Source organism: Streptomyces sp. NPDC001532, from assembly GCF_040298625.1.
Taxonomy (GTDB): domain Bacteria; phylum Actinomycetota; class Actinomycetes; order Streptomycetales; family Streptomycetaceae; genus Streptomyces.
On sequence record NZ_JBEPAL010000013.1, the window covers coordinates 166,308 to 188,343 of the forward strand.

19 protein-coding genes are annotated in these 22,036 nt (G+C 72.4%); 3 read left to right on the forward strand and 16 right to left on the reverse strand.

Translation table 11 applies throughout. The annotated features are described in order from the left end of the window. Positions 1-4 precede the first annotated feature (4 nt). On the forward strand, positions 5-925 hold the full coding sequence (locus tag ABT232_RS15355; protein ID WP_351840380.1) for an alpha/beta hydrolase family protein: 921 nt from the start codon (positions 5-7) through the stop codon (positions 923-925). A gap of 19 nt (positions 926-944) precedes the next feature. On the opposite strand, the gene ABT232_RS15360 is transcribed toward ABT232_RS15355, so the two are convergent. After that, positions 945-2,372: an RsmB/NOP family class I SAM-dependent RNA methyltransferase gene (locus tag ABT232_RS15360; protein WP_351840381.1), complete on the reverse strand. Its 1,428-nt coding sequence runs from the start codon at positions 2,370-2,372 to the stop codon at positions 945-947. Positions 2,373-2,445: 73 nt separating this feature from the next. Next, positions 2,446-3,378 (reverse strand): methionyl-tRNA formyltransferase, encoded by a 933-nt coding sequence (fmt, locus tag ABT232_RS15365; RefSeq protein ID WP_351840382.1) that lies wholly within the window; start codon positions 3,376-3,378, stop codon positions 2,446-2,448. Positions 3,379-3,641: 263 nt separating this feature from the next. On the opposite strand from fmt, the gene ABT232_RS15370 reads away from it, so the two are divergent. Continuing rightward, on the forward strand, positions 3,642-4,184 hold the full coding sequence (locus tag ABT232_RS15370; RefSeq protein WP_351840383.1) for a hypothetical protein: 543 nt from the start codon (positions 3,642-3,644) through the stop codon (positions 4,182-4,184). Between the two features lie 269 nt (positions 4,185-4,453). Here ABT232_RS15370 and ABT232_RS15375 read toward each other — a convergent pair whose 3' ends face one another. The 14 genes from ABT232_RS15375 to pyrR all read right to left on the reverse strand — a co-directional run bounded on the left by ABT232_RS15375 (position 4,454) and on the right by pyrR (position 21,100). Continuing rightward, complete coding sequence (locus tag ABT232_RS15375) at positions 4,454-6,613, reverse strand: primosomal protein N' (RefSeq protein WP_351840384.1); 2,160 nt, start codon at positions 6,611-6,613, stop codon at positions 4,454-4,456. A 181-nt stretch (positions 6,614-6,794) separates the two neighbouring features. Then, entirely contained in the window at positions 6,795-8,003 is a 1,209-nt protein-coding gene (metK, locus tag ABT232_RS15380) for a methionine adenosyltransferase (RefSeq protein ID WP_351840385.1), read from the reverse strand. Positions 8,004-8,241: 238 nt separating this feature from the next. Continuing rightward, positions 8,242-9,444, reverse strand: a complete 1,203-nt coding sequence (gene coaBC, locus ABT232_RS15385; RefSeq protein WP_351840386.1) for a bifunctional phosphopantothenoylcysteine decarboxylase/phosphopantothenate--cysteine ligase CoaBC — start codon at positions 9,442-9,444, stop codon at positions 8,242-8,244. Between the two features lie 141 nt (positions 9,445-9,585). Continuing rightward, a complete protein-coding gene (gene rpoZ, locus ABT232_RS15390; protein ID WP_030577387.1) occupies positions 9,586-9,858 on the reverse strand; it encodes a DNA-directed RNA polymerase subunit omega in 273 nt (90 codons plus the stop codon). A 66-nt stretch (positions 9,859-9,924) separates the two neighbouring features. Continuing rightward, positions 9,925-10,482, reverse strand: coding sequence for a guanylate kinase (gene gmk, locus ABT232_RS15395; protein WP_351840387.1), 558 nt, complete (start codon positions 10,480-10,482; stop codon positions 9,925-9,927). A gap of 58 nt (positions 10,483-10,540) precedes the next feature. Beyond that, positions 10,541-10,864 (reverse strand): integration host factor, encoded by a 324-nt coding sequence (locus tag ABT232_RS15400; protein WP_003977346.1) that lies wholly within the window; start codon positions 10,862-10,864, stop codon positions 10,541-10,543. 255 nt (positions 10,865-11,119) lie between these two features. Continuing rightward, a complete protein-coding gene (gene pyrF / locus ABT232_RS15405) occupies positions 11,120-11,968 on the reverse strand; it encodes an orotidine-5'-phosphate decarboxylase (protein ID WP_351840388.1) in 849 nt (282 codons plus the stop codon). Further along, a complete protein-coding gene (locus ABT232_RS15410; protein ID WP_351840389.1) occupies positions 11,965-13,071 on the reverse strand; it encodes a quinone-dependent dihydroorotate dehydrogenase in 1,107 nt (368 codons plus the stop codon). Before ABT232_RS15410 ends, pyrF begins: the two co-directional genes overlap by 4 nt. 79 nt (positions 13,072-13,150) lie before the next feature. Next, positions 13,151-16,459, reverse strand: a complete 3,309-nt coding sequence (gene carB, locus ABT232_RS15415; RefSeq protein WP_351840390.1) for a carbamoyl-phosphate synthase large subunit — start codon at positions 16,457-16,459, stop codon at positions 13,151-13,153. Continuing rightward, positions 16,452-17,594, reverse strand: coding sequence for a glutamine-hydrolyzing carbamoyl-phosphate synthase small subunit (carA, locus tag ABT232_RS15420; RefSeq protein ID WP_351840391.1), 1,143 nt, complete (start codon positions 17,592-17,594; stop codon positions 16,452-16,454). The genes carB and carA overlap by 8 nt, the downstream gene beginning before the upstream one ends. Then, a complete protein-coding gene (locus ABT232_RS15425) occupies positions 17,591-18,169 on the reverse strand; it encodes a PH-like domain-containing protein (protein ID WP_351840392.1) in 579 nt (192 codons plus the stop codon). The genes carA and ABT232_RS15425 overlap by 4 nt, the downstream gene beginning before the upstream one ends. Beyond that, entirely contained in the window at positions 18,166-19,452 is a 1,287-nt protein-coding gene (locus ABT232_RS15430) for a dihydroorotase (protein WP_351840393.1), read from the reverse strand. The genes ABT232_RS15425 and ABT232_RS15430 overlap by 4 nt, the downstream gene beginning before the upstream one ends. Before the next feature lie 5 nt (positions 19,453-19,457). Continuing rightward, complete coding sequence (locus tag ABT232_RS15435) at positions 19,458-20,438, reverse strand: aspartate carbamoyltransferase catalytic subunit (protein ID WP_351840394.1); 981 nt, start codon at positions 20,436-20,438, stop codon at positions 19,458-19,460. A 104-nt stretch (positions 20,439-20,542) separates the two neighbouring features. Beyond that, on the reverse strand, positions 20,543-21,100 hold the full coding sequence (pyrR, locus tag ABT232_RS15440; RefSeq protein WP_351840395.1) for a bifunctional pyr operon transcriptional regulator/uracil phosphoribosyltransferase PyrR: 558 nt from the start codon (positions 21,098-21,100) through the stop codon (positions 20,543-20,545). Between the two features lie 358 nt (positions 21,101-21,458). Between pyrR and bldD the strand changes: the two genes are divergently transcribed. Next, on the forward strand, positions 21,459-21,962 hold the full coding sequence (bldD, locus tag ABT232_RS15445) for a transcriptional regulator BldD (protein ID WP_030166512.1): 504 nt from the start codon (positions 21,459-21,461) through the stop codon (positions 21,960-21,962). Positions 21,963-22,036 lie beyond the last annotated feature (74 nt).

Sequence of the window (22,036 nt, forward strand, 5' to 3'; positions counted from 1 at the left end):
CGGGATGAGCCGGATCGTGCTCGTGCACGGGATCGCGCAGGAGCAGGAGTCGGCGGACGCGCTGGAGGCCCGGTGGATGCCCGCGCTGGCGGGCGGACTGCGCGTCGCGGGCCACCCGGAACCGGCCGACCGGCTGTGGCGGGACGCCCGCCCGGGCGACGACGACTGCCGGATGGTGTTCTACGGCGACCTGTTCCTGACCGAGGGACGGATGGGCGGCGAACCCTCGTTCGACGAACTCACCGCCGAGCAGCGGGAGCTGGCGTCGGTCCTGGCGCTGGAGTGGCTGGGGCGGGCCGAGGAGCGCGCCGCGAGCGAGGCGGACCGCGACGAGGCCCACCGGCAGCTGCGCGCGCTGGACCCGCAGACCGCCGGCCGGCAGGGCGTACGGGCCGCAGGGCGTCCGGCGCTGAACGGGCTGGCACGGCTGCGCTGGTTCGCGCCGCTCGGCATGGCTTTCGCGCGGACCTTCGTCAAGCGGGCGCTCGTCCAGGTGACGCGGTACCTCACCGAGGAAGCGGTCCGCGAGGAGGTGCAGCGCCGGATCGCCGCGCACGTGGGGCCGGAGACGGTGGCGATCGTCGGACACTCGCTGGGTTCGGTCGCCGCCTACCAGGCCGCGCACCGGGTGCGGTCCGGGCTGCCGCTGCTGCTCACGCTGGGCTCGCCGCTCGGTCTGCGCACGGTCGTCCACGACCGGCTCCCGGAGGCGAAGACCGTCCCGCCACGGGTGGCGCGCTGGGTGAACCTCGCCGACCGCGACGACCTCGTCGCCGCGGTCCCCGATCTGGCGACGCTGTTCGCCGACCCGTACGGCGCCCTGCACTCCGACCGGACCCTCGACAACGGCTCCGAACCGCACCGCGCCGAGTCGTACCTGGGCAAGCGGCAGACGGGCGCGGCGCTGGGCGCGGTGCTCGAGTGAGGGCGGCGCCGAAGGCGGTTCAGCCGGTCCTGCGGAAGAGCGCCAGATACATCGCGTCGGTGCCGTGCAGATGCGGCCACAGCTGGATGTCGGGCCCCTCGCCGAGGTCCGGGACACCGGGCAGCATCGGGCGGGCGTCGATGAGTTCGGCCTCCGGGAACTGCTTCAGCAGGTCGGCGACCACGGCGCGGGTCTCGGCGAGCAGCGGGGAGCAGGTGGCGTAGCCGACGACGCCGCCGACCCGTACCGACTCCAGGGCGGTGCGCAGCAGGGAGCGCTGGAGCGGCGCGAAGCCCTCCAGGTCGTCGGGGCGCCGCCGCCAGCGCGCCTCGGGGCGGCGGCGCAGGGCGCCGAGCCCGGTGCAGGGCACGTCCATCAGGACCCGGTCGAAGGTGCCGGGCCGCCACGGCGGGCGGGTGCCGTCGGCGGCGATGACCTGGTAGGGGCCGGGGTTGCCGTGCAGCGCCTTGGCGACCAGCCCGGCCCGGTGGGTCTGCTTCTCGGAGGCCAGCAGGGTGGCGCCCCGCTCGGCGGCGAGCGCGGCGAGCAGCGCGGCCTTGCCGCCGGGTCCCGCGCAGCCGTCCAGCCACTTCTCATCCGGCCCGTCCAGCGGCGCGTTGGCGAGGGCGAGCGCGACCAGCTGGCTGCCCTCGTCCTGCACACCGGCCCGGCCGTCCCGGACGGCCCCGATGGCCCCGGGCTCGCCGCCCTCGGTGAGCCGTACGGCGTACGGCGACCAGCGCCCGGGCACCGCGGCGTCCTCGGTCAGCAGTTCCTCGGCCGTGGCCCGGCCGGGCCGGGCGACCAGGGTCACCTCGGGCCGCTCGTTGTCCGCGGCCAGCAGCTCCTCGATGCCGGCCCGGCCGCCGCCGAGCGAGTCCCACAGCGCGGAGACGACCCAGCGCGGGTGGGAGTGCACGACGGCGAGGTGGTCCTCGGGGTCCTCGTCGTAGGACGGGGCGACCCGCTCCAGCCAGCCGTCCAGATCGTGCTGGGCGATCTTGCGGAGCACGGCGTTCACGAACTTGGCGCGCCCGTCGCCGAGCACCACCCGGGCCAGCTCGACCGAGGCGGACACGGCGGCGTGCGTCGGGATACGGGTGCCGAGCAGCTGGTGCGCGCCGAGGCTCAGCACGTCCAGCACCGGCGGGTCGACCTCCCGCAGCGGCCGGTCGACACAGGCCGCGATGACCGCGTCGTACGTCCCCTGCCGGCGGAGCGTGCCGTAGACCAGCTCGGTGGCCAGCGCGGCGTCCCGCCCGTCGAACTTCTCGGGCCCCTCCTTCTCCCGCGCCTTGCGCAGCAGCGGCGGCAGCACGAGGTTGGCGTAGGCGTCCCGCTCGTCCACGGCTCGCAGCGCCTCGAAGGCGAGGACGCGGACGGGGTCCTTCTGGGGCCGACGGTAGGGCTTGCCGGGCTTGCGGGGCCGCCGGGAGGTGTCGCTCACGAAAAGGTGCTCCGGGTTTCTGTATACGGTGTGCGACCAGCGTACGTCGGGTGTGCGCCGGCCGGTCCGGGCCTCAGGCCCCGACGGTCTCGCCGTCGGCGATCCGCACGCCGCGCGCCCAGTCCGCCGCCCGCATCGGCTTCTTGCCCTGGGCCTGCACCCACAGCAGCTCGACGGCGTGCGAGCCGGTGCCGGCATGGACGTGGTTCTTGCCGACGGACAGCTGTCCGGGCGCGAGGTCGGTGCGGTCGGTGACGAGGGCGACCTGGATGAGCTTGAGGCGTTCGCCGCGGAAGGTGGTCCACGCGCCCGGCGCCGGAGTGCAGCCGCGCACCACCCGGTCGACCCGCAGGGCGGGCGCGGCCCAGTCGATCCGCGCGTCCTCGACGGTGATCTTCGGCGCGAGCGTGATCCCGTCGGCCGGCTGCGGCACGGCCTTGAGCGTGCCGTCCTCGATGCCGTCCATGGTGGCGGCCAGCAGCCCGGACCCGGCGAAGGCGAGGCGGGTGAGCAGATCGCCGCTGGTGTCGGTGGGGCGGATCTCCTCGGTGACGGTGCCGTAGACGGGACCTGAGTCCAGCCCCTCCTCGATCAGGAAGGTCGAGGCGCCGGTGATCTCGTCCCCGGCCATGATCGAGTGCTGCACGGGCGCCGCGCCGCGCCAGGCGGGCAGCAGCGAGAAGTGCAGGTTGACCCAGCCGTGCGCCGGGATGTCCAGGGCGACCCGCGGCAGCAGGGCCCCGTAGGCGACGACGGGACAGCAGTCCGGGGCGATCGCGGTGAGCCGCTCCAGGAACTCCGGGTCCCGCGGCTTCGCCGGCTTCAGCACCTCGATCCCGGCCTCCATCGCCCGCTCGGCCACGGGCGAGGCGACCAGCCTCCGGCCCCGGCCGGCCGGCGCGTCGGGGCGCGTGACGACGGCGGCCACCTCGTGCCGCCCGGAGGCGAGCAGAGCGTCCAGGGCGGGAACGGCGACCTCGGGGGTACCGGCGAAGACCAGCTTCATGGGTGGGCACGGGCCTCTCGGACGGGGGGTTGGTGCGGGCAGCGCACCAGTCTATGACCCCGGCGGGAGAGCCGCCGAAGGCGGTAAACCCCCAGGCGGGGCGCACCGCGCGACACCCGCCCCGGGGGCGTACGCATATGCCCATACGCCCCCAGAGCGTGACCCGCGGCGCTGATCCGCGTTGGTCAAGAAAGAGTTGACCAACGCGGGCCGCGATCGCGGCCCGATCCTTTCTCTTCAACGCCGGTTCGAGAGGCTTGTTCATGGCCGACCACGCAACTCACGACGCCCAGGCTCGGGCCAGCCTGCACCTGCTGGTGCGGGACATCGAGCGGGTCCGCCGGCAGGTGGACGCGCTGCGCACGCTCACCGCCCAGCTGGGCAACGTCTACCGCCCGCGCCGCTCCGGCCCCTCCACGGGCTTCGTCGTCTACGGACGCGCCCCCGCCCCGACCGTCCGACTCGCCCAGGAGCTGCGGGACAGCGTCGAGACCCTGGTCACCGCGGCGGTCGACTTCGACCGCTCGCTCGGCTTCTCGTGGGACGCGGTGGGCTCCGCGCTGGGAGTCACCAAGCAGGCGGTCCACCGCCGTTACGGCTCCCGCCGGGCCACCGCCCAGGCCGCGGCCGAGGCCGAGCGCGGCACCGAGCCGTCGGGCACCCGCACGGTCAACGTGAGCACCGCCCTCCCGACGGTGCCCACGGTCCCGGCCGCCCGCTCCATGCCCACCCAGCCCACGGCGGGCAGCCCGGCCCTGCGCGACGAGGCCCGGCCGACGGCGTTCCCCAGCCCGCGCAACGGCTGAACCGAGCGCGCGCCCAAGCCGGAACGAGCCCCTCACTGCCGTTGCCCGCACTGCCCTCCCGGAGCACCGCCGGGAGGGCAGTGCCACGTCCGCGCCCGCGCGGCCGCAGGCGCACAAGCCGGGCCGGGCCGGGCCGTCAATCACGCCGTCCCGCGACACCTCACAGCGAGCCCGGCGCCACGCCGGCACCCACGCCGACGCCAACGCCCACGTTCACGCCCACACCCACGCCGACACCGGCACTGGCACCGGCACCGGCACCGGCACCCTCACCCGATGTCCGGCGGATCCACGCGCACCCGCACCACCGCCCCGTTCCCCCGCGCCATCCGCGCCGCCTGCGTCGCCTTGAGCGCGGCCGCCAGCGCGGCCCCCTTCCCGGGCGGTACCCGGATCAGCGCCCGCTCCCAGTGCTCCCCCGGCGGCGGCGCACCCGGCCGCCGTGACCGGCCCGCAGCGGCGGCGGCGACGGTGACGGGCACCGGCACGGGCCCCAACACCTCGGCCTCGCCCGGCAGTTCCACCATCGACAGGAACTCCGCGACCGCCTCGGGCGTCCCCGACACCGCCGCCATCCGCGACACCGGCGGAAAGCCCAGCTCGGCCCGCTCGGCCAGCTCCCGCACCGCGTGCCCGACGGGATCCCACCGCACCAGCGCCTGGACCGGCCGCAGCGTCGGCTCGGCGACCACGACGACCGTCCCCCCGGCCCCCTGGGCCCGCACCAGCGCCCCGGCCGCGATCCACCGCCGCAGCGCGTCCTCGCCGGCCCGCAGATCGGGCCGCCCGAGCATCGCCCAGCCGTCCAGCAGCAGCGCCGCGGCATAGCCGCCCTCGGCGACCGGCTCGGCGCCCGGCGTGCTCACCACCAGCGCGGGCGTCCCCGGCACGGTGTCCAGTACGTGTTCGCGCCCCGACGTCCGCACCGGCACCGCCGGGAAGGCGCGCCCCAGCTCCTCCGCCGTCCGCCGCGCTCCCACGACCTGGGCCCGCAGCCGGAACGACCCGCACTCCGGACAGTGCCAGGACTCCTCCGCCCGCCCGCACCAGCCGCAGCGCAGCGCACCGGCGTCCTGCGCCTCCAGCGGCCCGGCGCAGTGCCGGCACCGCGCGGGCTCCCGGCACCGGGCGCAGGCCATCCGCGGGACGTATCCGCGCCGGGGCACCTGCACCAGCACCGGGCCGTGCCGCAGGCCCTCCCGGACGGCCTGCCAGGCGAGGGTCGGCAGCCGGGCGGCCCGGGCGGCCTCGTCCCGCGCCAGATCCTGGTCGCCGACGGTCCGTACGAGCGGGGCGGCGGCCCGCACCTGATCACGCCCGGCGACCAGCGGCCGGGCCCAGCCGCTCTCCACCAGCTGTGCCGCCTCCACGGTGCAGCTCCAGCCCCCGAGCAGGAAGGCGCACCGGTCCTGGGCGGCGCGCAGCAGCAGCACCTCGCGGGCGTGCGGCTGGGGGGCGTGCTGCTCGCTGTGGCTGTCGTCGCCGTCGTCCCAGAGGGCGACCAGTCCGAGGTCCCGCACGGGCGCGAACATCGCGGCGCGCGTGCCGACCACGGCCCGCACCGACCCGCGGGAGACGGCCAGCCATTCGCGGTACCGCTTCTCGGGGCCGGCGTCGGCGGTGAGCAGCGCGTGCCGGCCCTCGCCGAGGAGGGCGGTCAGCGCGGCGTCGACACGGGCCGCGGCCCTGCCGTCCGGGACGACGACGAGCGCGCCGCGCCCCGAGGCCAGCGTGGCGGCGACGGCGCGGGCCAGTTCGTCCGCCCACTCGGGTCCGGGCAGCGCGTTCCACACGGCGCGGGGCGCGCCACCGGAGGCCAGCGACGTCAGGAAGGCGGGCCCTCGCTCGTACCGCGTCCAGGTGCCCGGCTCCGGTGCCGCGGGCGGTGGCAGCGGCGCGGGCGACGGTCGCTGCTCGGCCCGCGCGTTGCGCGGCGGTACGGCGAGCTGGAGCACGTCGGCGAGGCTGCCCGCGTACCGGTCGGCGACGGCCCGGGCCAGCCCGAGCAGTTCCTCGCCGAGCACCCGCTCCGGCGAGACGACCTGGGCCAGCGCGGCGAGCGGCCCCGAGTAGTCGGACTCGGCGCGCCGCTCGATCAGGAACCCGTCGATCAGCCCGCCGCCCTCGCGGCGCCCTTCCCGCACCCGGTGCCGCCCGGCCCCGAACCGCACCCGCACCCGCACGCCGGGCTGGGCGTCGGCGTCCAGTTCCTCGGGGACGGCGTAGTCGAAGTACCGGTCGAGGTGGAGCACGCCCTTGTCCACGAGCACCCGTGCCACCGGCAGGTCCTTGGCCAGCGCGGCGCCCCGCCAGGTGCGCGGCTTGGCCCGCGGCTCCTTGGCCTTGCGCACGCTCTCCCGGATGAGCGCGAGCTGCTCCGGCGGCGCACCCTCCGCGCCTCCGCCGCCCTGCCCGTTCTCGCTGCTCACGCTTGCATTCTTACCAAACCCCACCGACAGCGACGCACGGCCCGCGATCACCTGGGCCGCGGATCGGCGCCTCGGGTCTCCTGCCGTGCCGCCCCGCCGGGCGGCTCGGCCGCCGGACGCGCCGAGGCCCGGCACCCCCGGAAAGGGGTGCCGGGCCTCGTGAGGACCGTTCGGCGGGGCCTTATCGGCCCGCGGCCTCGCGCAGCGCGTCCACGCGGTCCGTGCGCTCCCAGGTGAAGTCGGGGAGCTCGCGGCCGAAGTGGCCGTACGCCGCGGTCTGGGCGTAGATCGGGCGGAGCAGGTCGAGGTCGCGGATGATGGCGGCCGGGCGGAGGTCGAAGACCTCCTCGATCGCCCTCTCGATCTTCTCGGGCTCGACCTTGTGGGTGCCGAAGGTCTCGACGAAGAGACCGACCGGCTCGGCCTTGCCGATCGCGTAGGCGACCTGGACCTCGCAGCGGGAGGCGAGGCCCGCGGCGACGACGTTCTTGGCGACCCAGCGCATCGCGTAGGCGGCGGAGCGGTCGACCTTGGACGGGTCCTTGCCGGAGAAGGCGCCGCCGCCGTGGCGGGCGAAGCCGCCGTAGGTGTCGATGATGATCTTGCGGCCGGTCAGGCCGGCGTCGCCCATCGGGCCGCCGATCTCGAAGCGGCCGGTCGGGTTGACCAGCAGGCGGTAGCCCTCGGTGTCCAGCTTGATGCCCTCGTCCAGCAGCGCCTTCAGCTCCGGCTCGACGACGAACTCGCGGATGTCGGGAGCGAGCAGCGAGTCGAGGTCGATGTCGCTGGCGTGCTGCGAGGAGACGACGACGGTGTCCAGGCGGACCGCCTTGTCGCCGTCGTACTCGATGGTGACCTGGGTCTTGCCGTCGGGGCGCAGGTAGGGGATCGTGCCGTTCTTGCGCACGTCCGACAGGCGCTTGGACAGGCGGTGGGCCAGGAAGATCGGCAGCGGCATCAGCGTCGGCGTCTCGTCCGAGGCGTAGCCGAACATCAGGCCCTGGTCGCCGGCGCCCTGCCGGTCCAGCTCGTCCTCGTCGCCCTCGACCCGCGACTCGTACGCGGTGTCCACGCCCTGCGCGATGTCCGGGGACTGCGAGCCGATCGACACCGACACGCCGCAGGAGGCGCCGTCGAAGCCCTTCTTCGAGGAGTCGTAGCCGATCTCCAGGATCTTGTCCCGGACGAGCTGCGGGATCGGCGCGTAGGCCTTGGTCGTGACCTCACCGGCCACGTGGACCAGGCCGGTCGTGATCAGGGTCTCGACGGCGACCCGGGAGGTCGGGTCCTCGCGCAGCAGCGCGTCGAGAATGGTGTCGCTGATCTGGTCAGCGATCTTGTCGGGGTGACCCTCGGTCACAGACTCCGAAGTGAACAGGCGACGGGACACAACGCTCCCTGGGGTTGCAGCGGCTGCTGGCTGATCATTGGTGGACGGACGGGGCTGCGCCCGGTGGTCGTCCTGGAACAGTTTATCGGTCGCGCTCCGCCGCGGGGCCACCCGTCTCGCCTCTCGGGAGCGCTGTGACCTGCGGCACGGGCATTCTGCCCAATGTTCTGGCGCATTGACCAGGGCCACCGCGCCCCGATCGGCCGAGCGGCGAGGACGGCGTGGCGCCACTGCTCCGTTAGGGAAGTCGTTCGGCCACCAGGTCCCACACGGTTTCGGCCAGGGCCTCCTTGGGGCCGTGCGGGACGGGGGTCTCGCCGCCCTCGGCGGCCAGCACCACGGCCTCGTTCTCCTCGGCGCCGAAGGTCTTGCGCTCCCCCACCTCGTTCACCACGAGCAGATCGCAGCCCTTGCGCTCCAGCTTCCGGCGGCCGTTGGCGAGGACGTCGTCGGTCTCGGCGGCGAAGCCGACGATCACCTGTCCGGAGCGCGCCCGCTCGGCGGAGATCTCGGCGAGGATGTCGGGGTTGCGGACCAGCACGATCGGCTCGGGTTCCTGCCCGTCCTTCTTCTTGATCTTCCCGGTGGCGTACGCCGCGGGCCGGAAGTCGGCGACGGCTGCGGCCATGACGACCGCGTCGGCGTCCGCGGCCGCCTTCAGCACCGCCTCCCGCAGCTGGACGGCGGTGCCCACCCGGACCACGTCCACCCCGGCCGGGTCGGGCAGCTCGGCGTTGGCCGCGATCAGGGTGACCCGGGCTCCGCGCGCGGCGGCGGTGCGGGCGAGGGCGTAGCCCTGCTTGCCGGAGGAGCGGTTGCCGAGGAAGCGGACCGGGTCCAGCGGCTCACGGGTGCCGCCGGCGCTGACGACGACATGCCGGCCGGCCAGGTCCGGCTCCCGCACGCCCCGGGCCAGCACCCGGCGGCACACCTCGAAGATCTCGGCCGGGTCGGGCAGCCGGCCCTTGCCGGTGTCGACGCCGGTGAGGCGGCCGACGGCGGGCTCGATGACGACCGCGCCGCGCCGGCGCAGCGTCGCCACGTTCTCCTGGGTGGCCGGGTGCTCCCACATCTCGGTGTGCATCGCGGGGGCGAAGACGACCGGACAGCGGGCGGTGAGCAGGGTGTTGGTCAGCAGGTCGTCGGCGAGGCCGTGGGCGGCCTTGGCGAGCATGTCGGCGGTGGCCGGGGCGACGACGACCAGGTCGGCCCGCTGGCCGATGCGGACGTGCGGCACCTCGTGGACGGCGTCCCAGACCTCCGTGGAGACGGGGTTGCCGGAGAGCGCGGACCAGGTGGCGGCGCCGACGAAGTGCAGAGCGGACGCTGTGGGCACGACCCGGACGTCATGCCCGGACTCGGTCAGCCTGCGCAGCAGCTCGCACGCCTTGTAGGCGGCGATGCCGCCGCTGACCCCCAGAACGACCTTCGGCTTGTCCACCGTCGTCTCTCCCCGAACCTCGGAAACGTGCAACCACCCCCCATGAGACACCACAGGCCCGGCAGACGTGCTGCCGGGCCTGTGGAAAAAGTCAGCTGCGAGCTGACGGCAGGACTCAAGGACTCAGCGAGCCCCGAGGACTCACTGACCGGGGCCCTCGATGGCCTCGGAGGTCAGCAGTCCCGCGTTGATCTCGCGCAGCGCGATCGAGAGCGGCTTCTCGTGGACGTGGGTGTCGACGAGGGGACCGACGTACTCGAGCAGACCCTCGCCGAGCTGCGAGTAGTACGCGTTGATCTGGCGGGCCCGCTTGGCCGCGTAGATCACGAGGCTGTACTTCGAGTCCGTGGCCTCGAGGAGCTCGTCGATCGGCGGGTTGATGATGCCCTCGGGCGCGGAGATGGAAGAGGACACGCTCTACCTTCCGATGGATGGGAAAGATGTGGTTCGTATGACTGCGGTCCGCACGGGGGCGGACACTCACACGACGTTCGTCAAGGCTAGCAGCTCACGCGCGACGTCCTCGACGGAGGTGTTGACCAGGGTCTCGTCGAACTCCGGCTCGGCCGCCAGCTCGACCCTGGCCGCCTCCAGACGGCGCTCGATCACCTCGGGCGGTTCGGTGCCGCGGCCGGTCAGCCTGCGCACCAGCTCGTCCCAGGAGGGCGGAGCCAGGAACACCAGCTGTGCCTCGGGCATCGAGTCGCGGACCTGCCGGGCACCCTGGAGGTCGATCTCCAGGAGGACGGGCTCACCCGCCTCCAGGCGTTCCAGCACGGCCGCGCGCGGCGTGCCGTAGCGGTTGCCGGCGAATTCGGCCCACTCCAGCAGCTCACCGTTGGCGATCAGCTTGTCCATCTCGTCGTCGGTGACGAAGAAGTAGTGGACCCCGTGCTGCTCCCCGGGGCGGGGCTTGCGGGTCGTCGCCGACACCGAGAGCCAGACCTCGGGGTGTTCCTTGCGCATATGGGCGACGACCGTGCTCTTGCCGACCCCGGAGGGTCCGGAGAGCACGGTCAGCCGCGGACGTTCACTCATGCAGCGATTATTCCAGCAATCCCGGTGTGCCCGGGACCATGCCCGGACGGACCGGGGTTCAGGACCCGGTGCTGCCGAATTCGCGCTCCAGGGAGGCGATCTGGTTGGAGCCGAGGCCACGCACCCGGCGGCTCTCGGAGATGCCGAGTCGCTCCATGATCTGCTTGGCGCGGACCTTGCCCACGCCCGGCAGGGACTCGAGGAGAGCGGAGACCTTCATCTTGCCGATGACGTCGTTCTCCTGGCCCTGCTTGATGACCTCGTGAAGGGAGGCGCCGGAGTGCTTCAGTCGATTCTTGACCTCGGCCCGCTCCCGGCGAGCCGCGGCGGCCTTTTCGAGCGCGGCTGCGCGCTGTTCGGGGGTAAGGGGCGGAAGAGCCACGCCTACGTCACCTCGGATGTCGAACTGTCGGATACGGACCGGTGAGGAACCTAGTCGCCCCACACCTGGGGAGCCACGAGCAACACGCTCGCCCGGTGACTCTCGTCGGAGACTAGCGGTCAAGTCCGCCAGAGTCAGCGAGAACAGCGGAAAAGTCCTGGTCAGCCTCTGTCAGGACCGGATATTTCAGACATACTGCCCTGGATTTGAGGATGTATCCAGCTTCAAGCCGGCCCCGGCCGACCCGGCGGAGGCTCAGACCGAGGTCACCGCGGCCCTGATCTCCTCCGCGAACCGGTCCGCGGCCGTGCGCAGCGCGCCGACCTCGGGACCGTGCCGCAGCACACCCCGGCTGACGTTCGGCACGACGTTGCCGACCGCCGCGCCGAAGACCCGCGGAAGGTCGGCCGGCGTGGCCCCCTGCGCGCCGATGCCGGGCGCGAGCAGCGGACCGTTGATCGCCAGGTCGTACGACGACAGGTCGCCCAGGGTGGCGCCGACGACCGCGCCGAAGGACCCCAGCGGCTCCTCCCCCGCGTTCTCGGCCGCCAGGTGGGCCAGCATGGTCGCGCCGACGCTGCGGCCGGCCGGGTCCTCGGTGCGCACCGCGTGCTGGACCTCGCCGCCCTCCGGGTTGGAGGTCAGCGCCAGCACGAAGAGCCCGGCGCCGTTCTCCCGGGCCAGCTCGATCGCGGGCCTCAGCGAGCCGTAGCCGAGGTAGGGCGAGACGGTCAGCGCGTCGGAGAACAGCGGGGCGTCCTTGTGCAGGAAGGACTCGGCGTAGGCGGCCATGGTGGAGCCGATGTCGCCGCGCTTGGCGTCCATGACGACCAGCGCGCCGGCCGCCCGCGCCTCCTCGACCGCCTTCTCCAGCACCGCGACGCCGCGCGAGCCGAACCGCTCGAAGAAGGCGCTCTGCGGCTTGAGCACGGCGACCCGCTCGGCCATCGCCTCCACGACCGTGCGGCTGAACCGCTCCAGGCCCGCCACGTCGTCGTTCAGGCCCCACTCGGCGAGCAGCGAGGCGTGCGGGTCGATGCCCACGCACAGCGGGCCGCGCTCGTCCATGGCCCGGCGCAGCCGTGCGCCGAAGGACTCCGTCATGCCGTCTCCTTGACGTCGGCGCCGACGGCGTCGGCGAGGGTGGCGTACGGGCTCGTGCGCAGCCGCGCGGCGAGGCCCTTGTGGATGGCGCGGGCCCAGAAGGGACCCTGGTAGATGAAGGCGCTGTAGCCCTGGACGAGCGTGGCGCCCGCCAGGATGCGCTGCCAGGCGTCCTCGGCGTTCTCGATGCCGCCGACGCCCACCAGGGTGATGCGGTCCCCCACGCGCGCGTAGAGGCGGCGCAGGACCTCCAGGGAGCGGGCCTTCAGCGGCGCCCCGGACAGGCCGCCGGTCTCCTCGACCAGGGCGGGGTCGGACGTCAGGCCCAGGCCCTCGCGCGCGATCGTGGTGTTGGTGGCGATGATCCCGTCCAGGCCGAGCTCGACGGCCAGGTCGGCCACCGCGTCGATGTCCTCGTCGGCGAGGTCGGGCGCGATCTTGACCAGCAGCGGCACGCGCCGGGTGGTGACCGTACGGTCGGCGGCCTCGCGGACGGCGCTCAGCAGCGGGCGCAGCGCCTCGGTGGCCTGGAGGTTGCGCAGCCCGGGCGTGTTCGGGGACGACACGTTCACGACCAGGTAGTCGGCGTGCGGGGCCAGCCGCTCGGCGGACTTCACGTAGTCCAGGACGGCCTCCGCCTCCGGGACCACCTTGGTCTTGCCGATGTTCACGCCGACGACCGTCCTGAAGACGGGCGTACGGGAGGCGAGGCGGGCTGCGACGGCGAGCGAGCCCTCGTTGTTGAAGCCCATGCGGTTGATCAGCGCCCGGTCGGGGACCAGCCGGAACAGCCGCTTCCTGGGGTTGCCGGGCTGCGGCTCGCCGGTGACGGTGCCGATCTCGACGTGGTCGAAGCCGAGCATCGTCATGCCGTCGATGGCGACGGCGTTCTTGTCGAAGCCGGCCGCGAGCCCGAAGGGGCCGTGCATGCGCAGGCCGAAGGCCTCGGTGCGCAGTTCCTTGTGGCGCGGGGCGAGCACGGCCGCGACGAAGGTGCGCAGCACGGGGACGCGCGCGGCCAGGCGGATCCAGCGGAAGGCCAGGTGGTGGGCCTGCTCCGGGTCCATCCGCCGGAAGACGAGAGTGAAGAAGATCTTGTACATCGGTGTCCTCGGGAAGAGGCCCGGGTGGCGGGCCTCATGAAGAGGGGGACACCGTTTCCGGTGTCCCCCTCAAGGGCTGCTAGTCGCGGGCCGCGGTCAGGAATTCCGCGTGTTCCTGGAGCGATCGGACGCCCACGTCGCCGTGGTTGAGTGCGTCGATGCCCTGGACGGCGGCGGCGAGCGCCTGGACCGTCGTCAGGCACGGCACGGAGCGGGCCACGGCCGCCGTGCGGATCTCGTAGCCGTCGAGGCGGCCGCCGGTGCCGTACGGGGTGTTGACGATGAGGTCGACCTCGCCGTCGTGGATGAGCTGGACGATGGTCTTCTCGCCGTTCGGGCCGGTGCCCTCGGACTGCTTGCGCACGACGGTGGCGTTGATGCCGTTGCGCTTGAGCACCTCGGCGGTGCCGGAGGTGGCCAGCAGCTCGAAGCCGTGGGCGACCAGCTCGCGGGCCGGGAAGATCATCGAGCGCTTGTCGCGGTTGGCGACCGAGATGAAGGCGCGGCCCTTGGTGGGCAGCGGGCCGTAGGCGCCGGCCTGCGACTTGGCGTAGGCCGTGCCGAAGACCGAGTCGATGCCCATGACCTCACCGGTGGAGCGCATCTCCGGGCCGAGGACGGTGTCCACGCCGCGGCCGTGGATGTCGCGGAAGCGCGACCACGGCATGACGGCCTCCTTGACGGAGATCGGCGCGTCCAGCGGCAGCTCGCCGCCGTCGCCGGTGGCCGGCAGCAGGCCCTCGGCGCGCAGTTCGGCGACGGTCGCGCCGAGCGAGATGCGCGCGGCGGCCTTGGCCAGCGGCACGGCGGTCGCCTTGGAGGTGAAGGGCACCGTGCGCGAGGCGCGCGGGTTGGCCTCCAGGACGTAGAGGATGTCGCCGGCCATGGCGAACTGGATGTTGATCAGGCCGCGGACTCCGACGCCCTTGGCGATGGCCTCGGTGGAGGCGCGCAGCCGCTTGATGTCGAAGCCGCCGAGGGTGATCGGGGGCAGGGCGCAGGCCGAGTCGCCGGAGTGGATGCCGGCCTCCTCGATGTGCTCCATGACGCCGCCGAGGTACAGCTCCTCGCCGTCGTAGAGGGCGTCGACGTCGATCTCGATCGCGTCGTCGAGGAAGCGGTCGACGAGGACCGGCCGGGTGGGGCTGATCTCGGTCGACTCGGCGATGTACGACTGCAGGCGGGCCTCGTCGTACACGATCTCCATGCCGCGGCCGCCGAGCACGTACGACGGGCGGACGAGGACCGGGTAGCCGATCTCGTCGGCGATGGCCTTGGCCTCGGCGAAGGTGGTGGCGGTGCCGTGCTTGGGGGCCGGCAGGCCGGCCTCCTTCAGGACGCGGCCGAAGGCGCCGCGGTCCTCGGCGGCGTGGATGGCCTCCGGGGAGGTGCCGACGATCGGCACGCCGTTGTCCTTGAGCGCCTGCGACAGGCCGAGCGGCGTCTGGCCGCCGAGCTGGACGACGACGCCCGCGACCGGGCCGGCCTGCTGCTCCGCGTGGACGATCTCCAGCACGTCCTCGAGCGTCAGCGGCTCGAAGTACAGGCGGTCGGAGGTGTCGTAGTCGGTGGAGACGGTCTCCGGGTTGCAGTTGACCATCACCGTCTCGTAGCCCGCGTCGCTCAGCGCGAAGGAGGCGTGGACGCAGGAGTAGTCGAACTCGATGCCCTGGCCGATGCGGTTCGGGCCGGAGCCCAGGATGATCACCGCGGGCTTCTCGCGCGGCGCGACCTCGGTCTCCTCGTCGTAGGAGGAGTAGAAGTACGGCGTCTTCGCGGCGAACTCGGCGGCGCAGGTGTCGACCGTCTTGTAGACCGGGCGGACGCCGAGCGCGTGCCGGACCTCGCGGACGACGTCCTCGCGCAGGCCGCGGATCTCGGCGATCTGGTGGTCGGAGAAGCCGTGCCGCTTGGCCTCGGCCAGCAGGTCGCCGGTCAGCTCCGGGGCCTCGGCGATCTCGTCGGCGACCTCCTTGATGAGGAAGAGCTGGTCGACGAACCAGGGGTCGATCTTGGTGTACTCGAAGACCTCCTCGGGCGTGGCGCCCGCGCGGATGGCCTCCATGACCGTGTTGATCCGGCCGTCGGTGGGACGGACGGCGTCGCGCAGCAGCTGCTCCTTGTCGCCGGTCTCGCCGACGAAGGTGAACTGGCTGCCCTTCTTCTCCAGGGAGCGCAGCGCCTTCTGGAAGGCCTCGGTGAAGTTGCGGCCGATGGCCATGGCCTCGCCGACCGACTTCATGGTGGTGGTCAGCGTGGAGTCGGCCTGCGGGAACTTCTCGAAGGCGAACCGGGGCGCCTTGACGACCACGTAGTCGAGGGTCGGCTCGAAGGAGGCCGGGGTCTCCTGCGTGATGTCGTTCGGGATCTCGTCGAGGGTGTAGCCGACGGCGAGCTTGGCGGCGATCTTGGCGATCGGGAAGCCGGTCGCCTTGGAGGCGAGCGCCGAGGAGCGGGACACGCGGGGGTTCATCTCGATGACGATCACGCGACCGTCCTCGGGGTTGACCGCGAACTGGATGTTGCAGCCGCCGGTGTCGACGCCGACCTCGCGGATGATCGCGATGCCGACGTCCCGCAGGATCTGGTACTCGCGGTCGGTGAGGGTCATCGCCGGGGCGACGGTGATGGAGTCGCCGGTGTGCACACCCATCGGGTCGAAGTTCTCGATGGAGCAGACGACCACGACGTTGTCGTGCTTGTCGCGCATCAGCTCCAGCTCGTACTCCTTCCAGCCGAGGATGGACTCCTCCAGGAGCACCTCGGTGGTGGGAGACAGGGTGAGGCCCTGGCCGGCGATGCGGCGCAGCTCCTCCTCGTCGTGGGCGAAGCCGGAGCCGGCGCCGCCCATGGTGAAGGAGGGGCGGACGACGACGGGGTAGCCGCCGAGCGTCTCGACGCCCTGGAGGACGTCGTCCATGGAGTGGCAGATCACCGAGCGGGCGGACTCGCCGTGCCCGATCTTCTTGCGGACCTCCTCCACGACCAGCTTGAACTTGTCGCGGTCCTCGCCCTTGTGGATGGCCTCGACGTTGGCGCCGATCAGCTCCACGCCGTACTTCTCCAGCACCCCCTGCTCGTGCATGGAGATGGCGGTGTTGAGCGCGGTCTGGCCGCCCAGGGTGGGCAGCAGCGCGTCGGGGCGCTCCTTGGCGATGATCTTCTCGACGAACTCCGGGGTGATCGGCTCGACGTAGGTGGCGTCGGCGATCTCCGGGTCGGTCATGATCGTGGCCGGGTTGGAGTTCACGAGGATGACCCGCAGGCCCTCGGACTTCAGCACGCGGCACGCCTGGGTGCCGGAGTAGTCGAACTCGGCGGCCTGGCCGATGACGATCGGGCCGGAGCCGATGACCAGGACGGACTGGATATCGGTGCGCTTAGGCACGCTGGCCCTCCATCAGGGAAACGAAGCGGTCGAACAGGTAGGCGGCGTCGTGCGGGCCGGCTGCCGCTTCGGGGTGGTACTGGACGCTGAAGGCCGGCTTGTCGAGAAGCTGGAGGCCCTCCACCACGTTGTCGTTGAGGCAGACGTGGGAGACCTCGGCGCGGCCGAAGGGGGTCTCGGAGACCTTGTCGAGCGGGGCGTCGACGGCGAAGCCGTGGTTGTGCGCGGTGACCTCGACCTTGCCGGTCGTACGGTCCTGCACGGGCTGGTTGATGCCGCGGTGGCCGTACTTCAGCTTGTAGGTGCCGAAGCCGAGGGCGCGGCCGAGGATCTGGTTGCCGAAGCAGATGCCGAACAGCGGGGTGCCGCGCTCCAGGACCGACTGCATCACGGAGACCGGGTGGTCGGCGGTGGCCGGGTCGCCCGGGCCGTTGGAGAAGAACACGCCGTCCGGGTTCACGGCGTAGACGTCGTCGGCGGTCGCCGTGGCGGGCAGCACGTGCACCTCGATGCCGCGCTCGGCCATCCGGTGCGGGGTCATGCCCTTGATGCCGAGGTCGACGGCGGCGACGGTGAACTTCTTCTCACCGATCGCGGGCACGACGTACGCCTCGGTGGTGGCGACCTCGGCGGAGAGGTCGGCGCCCTTCATCTCGGGGGCTTCCTTGACGCGGGCCAGCAGGGCGGCGTCGTCCTGGATCGCGTCGCCGCTGAAGATGCCGACACGCATCGCGCCGCGCTCGCGCAGGTGGCGGGTGAGGGCGCGGGTGTCGATGCCGGAGATGCCGACGACGCCCTGGGCGGACAGCTCGTCGTCCAGCGTGCGCGTCGAGCGCCAGCTGGACGGCACGCGCGCGGGGTCGCGCACCACGTAACCGGAGACCCAGATCTTCCTGGACTCCATGTCCTCGTCGTTGACGCCGGTGTTCCCGATGTGCGGGGCGGTCATCACGACGACCTGGCGGTGGTACGACGGGTCCGTCAGGGTCTCCTGGTACCCGGTCATACCGGTGGAGAAGACGGCCTCGCCGAAGGTCTCCCCCACGGCCCCGTAGGCACGGCCGCGGAAGACTCGGCCGTCCTCCAGGACGAGTACGGCGGGAACCTTGCTGGTTCCCCTGGTGGAGGTCGTCATCGTTCGGCGCCTTCCCTCATGGTTGGTTCGATCATGGAGTTGATGTGGGTGACCCACTCGTTGTGCTCGGCCGCGCGGTCGGAGCGGAAGCCGGAGTCGATCAGTCTGTCGCCGTGCGCCCAGGTCACGATCAGCAGACCGCCCTCGGTGAGCACCTTCCCGGCGATGCCCTTGTCGAGCCGGGCCTCGCGCAGGGACGCGGCGGGGATGAAGAAGTCGGTCGCCCCGGGGCGTACGACCTCCAGACCGGCGTCCGTCAGCGTGAGCTCGGCTCGGCTTCGGGTGCCCAGGCCGTGCGCCACGATGCGGTCGAGCCACTGCCCGGCGGTGGTGGAGCCGTGGTAGCGGCCGCTCATCGTCGACACAGCCAGTTTCGCCTTGCCGGACCCGCTCGGCGCGGTGGGAAGCTCCGGCAGGTCCCCTTGCAGGGTTCCCCGCCACTTCCATCCCTCGCGCATCAGCCAGTAGACGAGCGCGACGAACGCGGCGAGTCCGACGACCCAGCCGAGGCGGGCGGCCCAGTCGGTCACTTCCGCCGATTCCTTCTCGGCGGCCAGCAGGAGTACAGGTGTCACGTGAGCTTCCCGTCGACGAGCGTGGCCTTGCCCCGGAGCCACGTGTGCGTGACACGGCCCGGCAGCTCACGCCCCTCGTACGGAGTGTTGCGGCTGCGCGAGGCGAAGCCCTCGGGGTCCACGGGCCCACGGTATTCCGTGTCGACCAGGGTGAGGTTGGCGGGCTCACCAGCCGAGACGGGACGTCCGTGGCCCGAGGCCTGTCCGATCCGCGCGGGCTTGACGGACATCCGGTCGGCGACGCCGGCCCAGTCCAGCAGACCCGTTTCCACCATGGTCGCCTGGACCACTGACAACGCGGTCTCCAGGCCGACCATCCCCATGGCGGCGGCGGCCCACTCGCAGTCCTTGTCCTCGTGCGGGTGCGGGGCGTGGTCGGTGGCGACGATGTCGATGGTGCCGTCGGCCAGGGCCTCGCGCAGCGCCATGACGTCGCGCTCGGTGCGCAGCGGCGGGTTGACCTTGTAGACCGGGTTGTAGGTGCGCACCAGCTCGTCGGTGAGGAGGAGGTGGTGCGGGGTGACCTCGGCGGTGACCTGGATGCCGCGGGACTTGGCCCAGCGCACGATCTCGACGGAGCCGGCGGTCGACAGGTGGCAGATGTGCACGCGGGAGCCGACGTGCTCGGCGAGCAGCACGTCCCGGGCGATGATCGACTCCTCGGCCACCGCGGGCCAGCCGCCGAGGCCCAGCTCGGCGGAGACGACGCCCTCGTTCATCTGGGCGCCCTCGGTCAGCCGCGGCTCCTGGGCGTGCTGGGCGACGACGCCGCCGAAGGCCTTCACGTACTCCAGCGCCCGGCGCATGATCACCGCGTCGTGCACGCACTTGCCGTCGTCGGAGAAGACGGTGACACCGGCCGCCGACTCGTGCATGGCGCCCAGCTCGGCGAGCTTGCTGCCCTCCAGGCCGACGGTGACGGCGCCGATCGGCTGCACGTCGCAGTAGCCGTGCTCCTGGCCGAGCCGGTAGACCTGCTCGACGACACCGGCGGTGTCGGCGACCGGGAAGGTGTTGGCCATGGCGAACACCGAGGTGTAGCCGCCGGAGGCGGCCGCGCGGGTGCCGGTGAGGACGGTCTCGGAGTCCTCGCGGCCGGGCTCGCGCAGATGGGTGTGCAGGTCGACCAGGCCGGGCAGCAGCACCTTGCCGGCCGCCTCGACGACCTCGGCGCCCTCGGCCGACAGGCCGGTGCCGACCTCGGCGATGCTCTCGCCGTCGATCAGGACGTCCTGCGCCTCGCCGCCGAGGACCTTCGCACCCCGGATCAGGATCTTGCTCATCTGTCTTACTTCTCCTCAGCGGTACGGGCGTGGGTGACGGCGGGCTCGTTGCCACCGAGCAGCAGGTAGAGGACGGCCATCCGGATGGAGACGCCGTTGGCGACCTGCTCGACGACGGTGCAGCGGTCGGAGTCGGCGACCTCGGCGGTGATCTCCATGCCGCGGACCATCGGGCCGGGGTGCATCACGATGGCGTGCTCGGGCATCTTCGCCATGCGGTCGCCGTCGAGGCCGTAGCGCCGCGAGTACTCGCGCTCGGTCGGGAAGAACGCGGCGTTCATCCGCTCGCGCTGCACGCGCAGCATCATCACGGCGTCGGACTTGGGCAGCACGCCGTCGAGGTCGTACGCCACCTCGCAGGGCCAGGTCTCGACGCCGACCGGCACCAGGGTGGGCGGGGCGACCAGGGTGACCTCGGCGCCGAGGGTGTGCAGCAGGTCGACGTTGGAGCGGGCGACCCGGCTGTGCAGGACGTCGCCGACGATCGTGACGCGCTTGCCGGACAGGTCCTGGCCGAGCCCGGCGTCGCGGCCGACCAGGCGGCGGCGCATGGTGAACGCGTCCAGCAGGGCCTGGGTGGGGTGCTGGTGGGTGCCGTCCCCGGCGTTGATCACGGCCGCGTCGATCCAGCCGGAGTTGGCGAGGCGGTACGGGGCCCCGGACGCGCCGTGCCGGATGACGACGGCGTCGACGCCCATGGCCTCCAGCGTCTGGGCGGTGTCCTTCAGGGACTCGCCCTTGGACACGCTGGAGCCCTTGGCGGAGAAGTTGATGACGTCCGCGGACAGCCGCTTCTCGGCGGCCTCGAAGGAGATGCGGGTCCGGGTGGAGTCCTCGAAGAAGAGGTTGACCACGGTGCGGCCGCGCAGGGTCGGCAGCTTCTTGATCGGCCGGTCGGCGACCCGCGCCATCTCCTCGGCGGTGTCGAGGATCAGGACGGCGTCGTCGCGGGTGAGGTCGGCGGCCGAGATGAGATGACGCAGCATCTGTCAGGCTCCGTAAGGCAGTTCATTCAGGAGAATTCGGGCAGGCGGGCGCGCGGGTGGGCGCGCCGAGCGGGCGTACGACCGTGCCGTACGCCGTCCGCTTGCTAGCGGTCCCGGGCGGCGCCGAGCAGCACGGTGTCGCGACCGTCCTCCTCGGCGAGCTGGACCTTGACCGTCTCCCGCAGCGACGTGGGGAGGTTCTTGCCGACGTAGTCGGCGCGGATCGGCAGTTCGCGGTGGCCCCGGTCGACGAGGACCGCGAGCTGCACCGCGCGGGGGCGCCCGATGTCGTTCAGGGCGTCGAGGGCGGCGCGGATGGTGCGGCCGGAGAAGAGCACGTCGTCGACGAGGACGACCAGCTTGCCGTCGATGCCGTCACCGGGGATCTCGGTGCGGGCCAGCGCACGCGGCGGGTGCATGCGCAGGTCGTCGCGGTACATGGTGATGTCCAGCGAACCGCAGGGGATCTTGCGCTCGGTGATCTCTTCGAGCTTGGCGGCGAGCCGCTGCCCGAGGAAGACGCCTCGGGTGGGGATGCCGAGCAGCACCACGTCGTCGGCGCCCTTGGCGCGCTCGACGATCTCGTGGGCGATGCGGGTCAGTACCCGCGCGATGTCGGGGCCTTCGAGCACTGGCCGCGCATCGGACGCTTGCGTGTCCATACGAAACGGACCTCCTTCTCCGCCTCACGGGACGGACCTTAAAGGACGTCGGGATTGCGCCATCCACGGTAGCAGGCCCCGTCCGCACCCCGGATCACACCCCCTGGCGCGGCCCGCGAACCCGAGCCGGAGATCGCCGCCGATCACCCCGCGACACCCCGTGGCCCGTCCGCGATCACCCTGTCGATCACCCGGAAATCACCCACTCGGCCCAACAAGGTGCGGATACCACGGAAGAGTCGGTGTGGACCATTCGGCTTGACGCAGAAGAGTCACGCTGCGTAACCTCACAGTGAGTTACCAGCCGCGCGGCTCGGAACCCACGCCAGTCGCGTCGACACAGTGTCCGGGGAGCTATATGTCCAGCGAATACGCCAAACAGCTCGGGGCCAAGCTCCGGGCCATCCGCACCCAGCAGGGCCTTTCCCTCCACGGTGTCGAGGAGAAGTCCCAGGGACGTTGGAAGGCCGTGGTGGTCGGTTCGTACGAGCGCGGCGACCGCGCCGTGACCGTGCAGCGCCTTGCCGAGCTGGCGGATTTCTACGGCGTTCCCGTGCAGGAACTGCTGCCGGGCACCACGCCGGGCGGCGCCGCCGAGCCGCCGCCGAAGCTGGTCCTGGACCTGGAGCGGCTGGCCACCGTGCCGGCCGAGAAGGCGGGCCCGCTCCAGCGCTACGCGGCGACCATCCAGTCCCAGCGCGGTGACTACAACGGCAAGGTGCTCTCCATCCGCCAGGACGACCTGCGCACACTCGCCGTCATCTACGACCAGTCGCCGTCGGTCCTCACCGAGCAGCTGATCAGCTGGGGTGTGCTGGACGCCGACGCGCGTCGCGCGGTCGCCTCCCACGAGGAGGGCTGAGCGCCCGAAAGGCGCCTCACAGCCTCAGCAGAAACGTGCCGCCGGGGTGGCCGGAACCCATGGGTTCCGGCCAC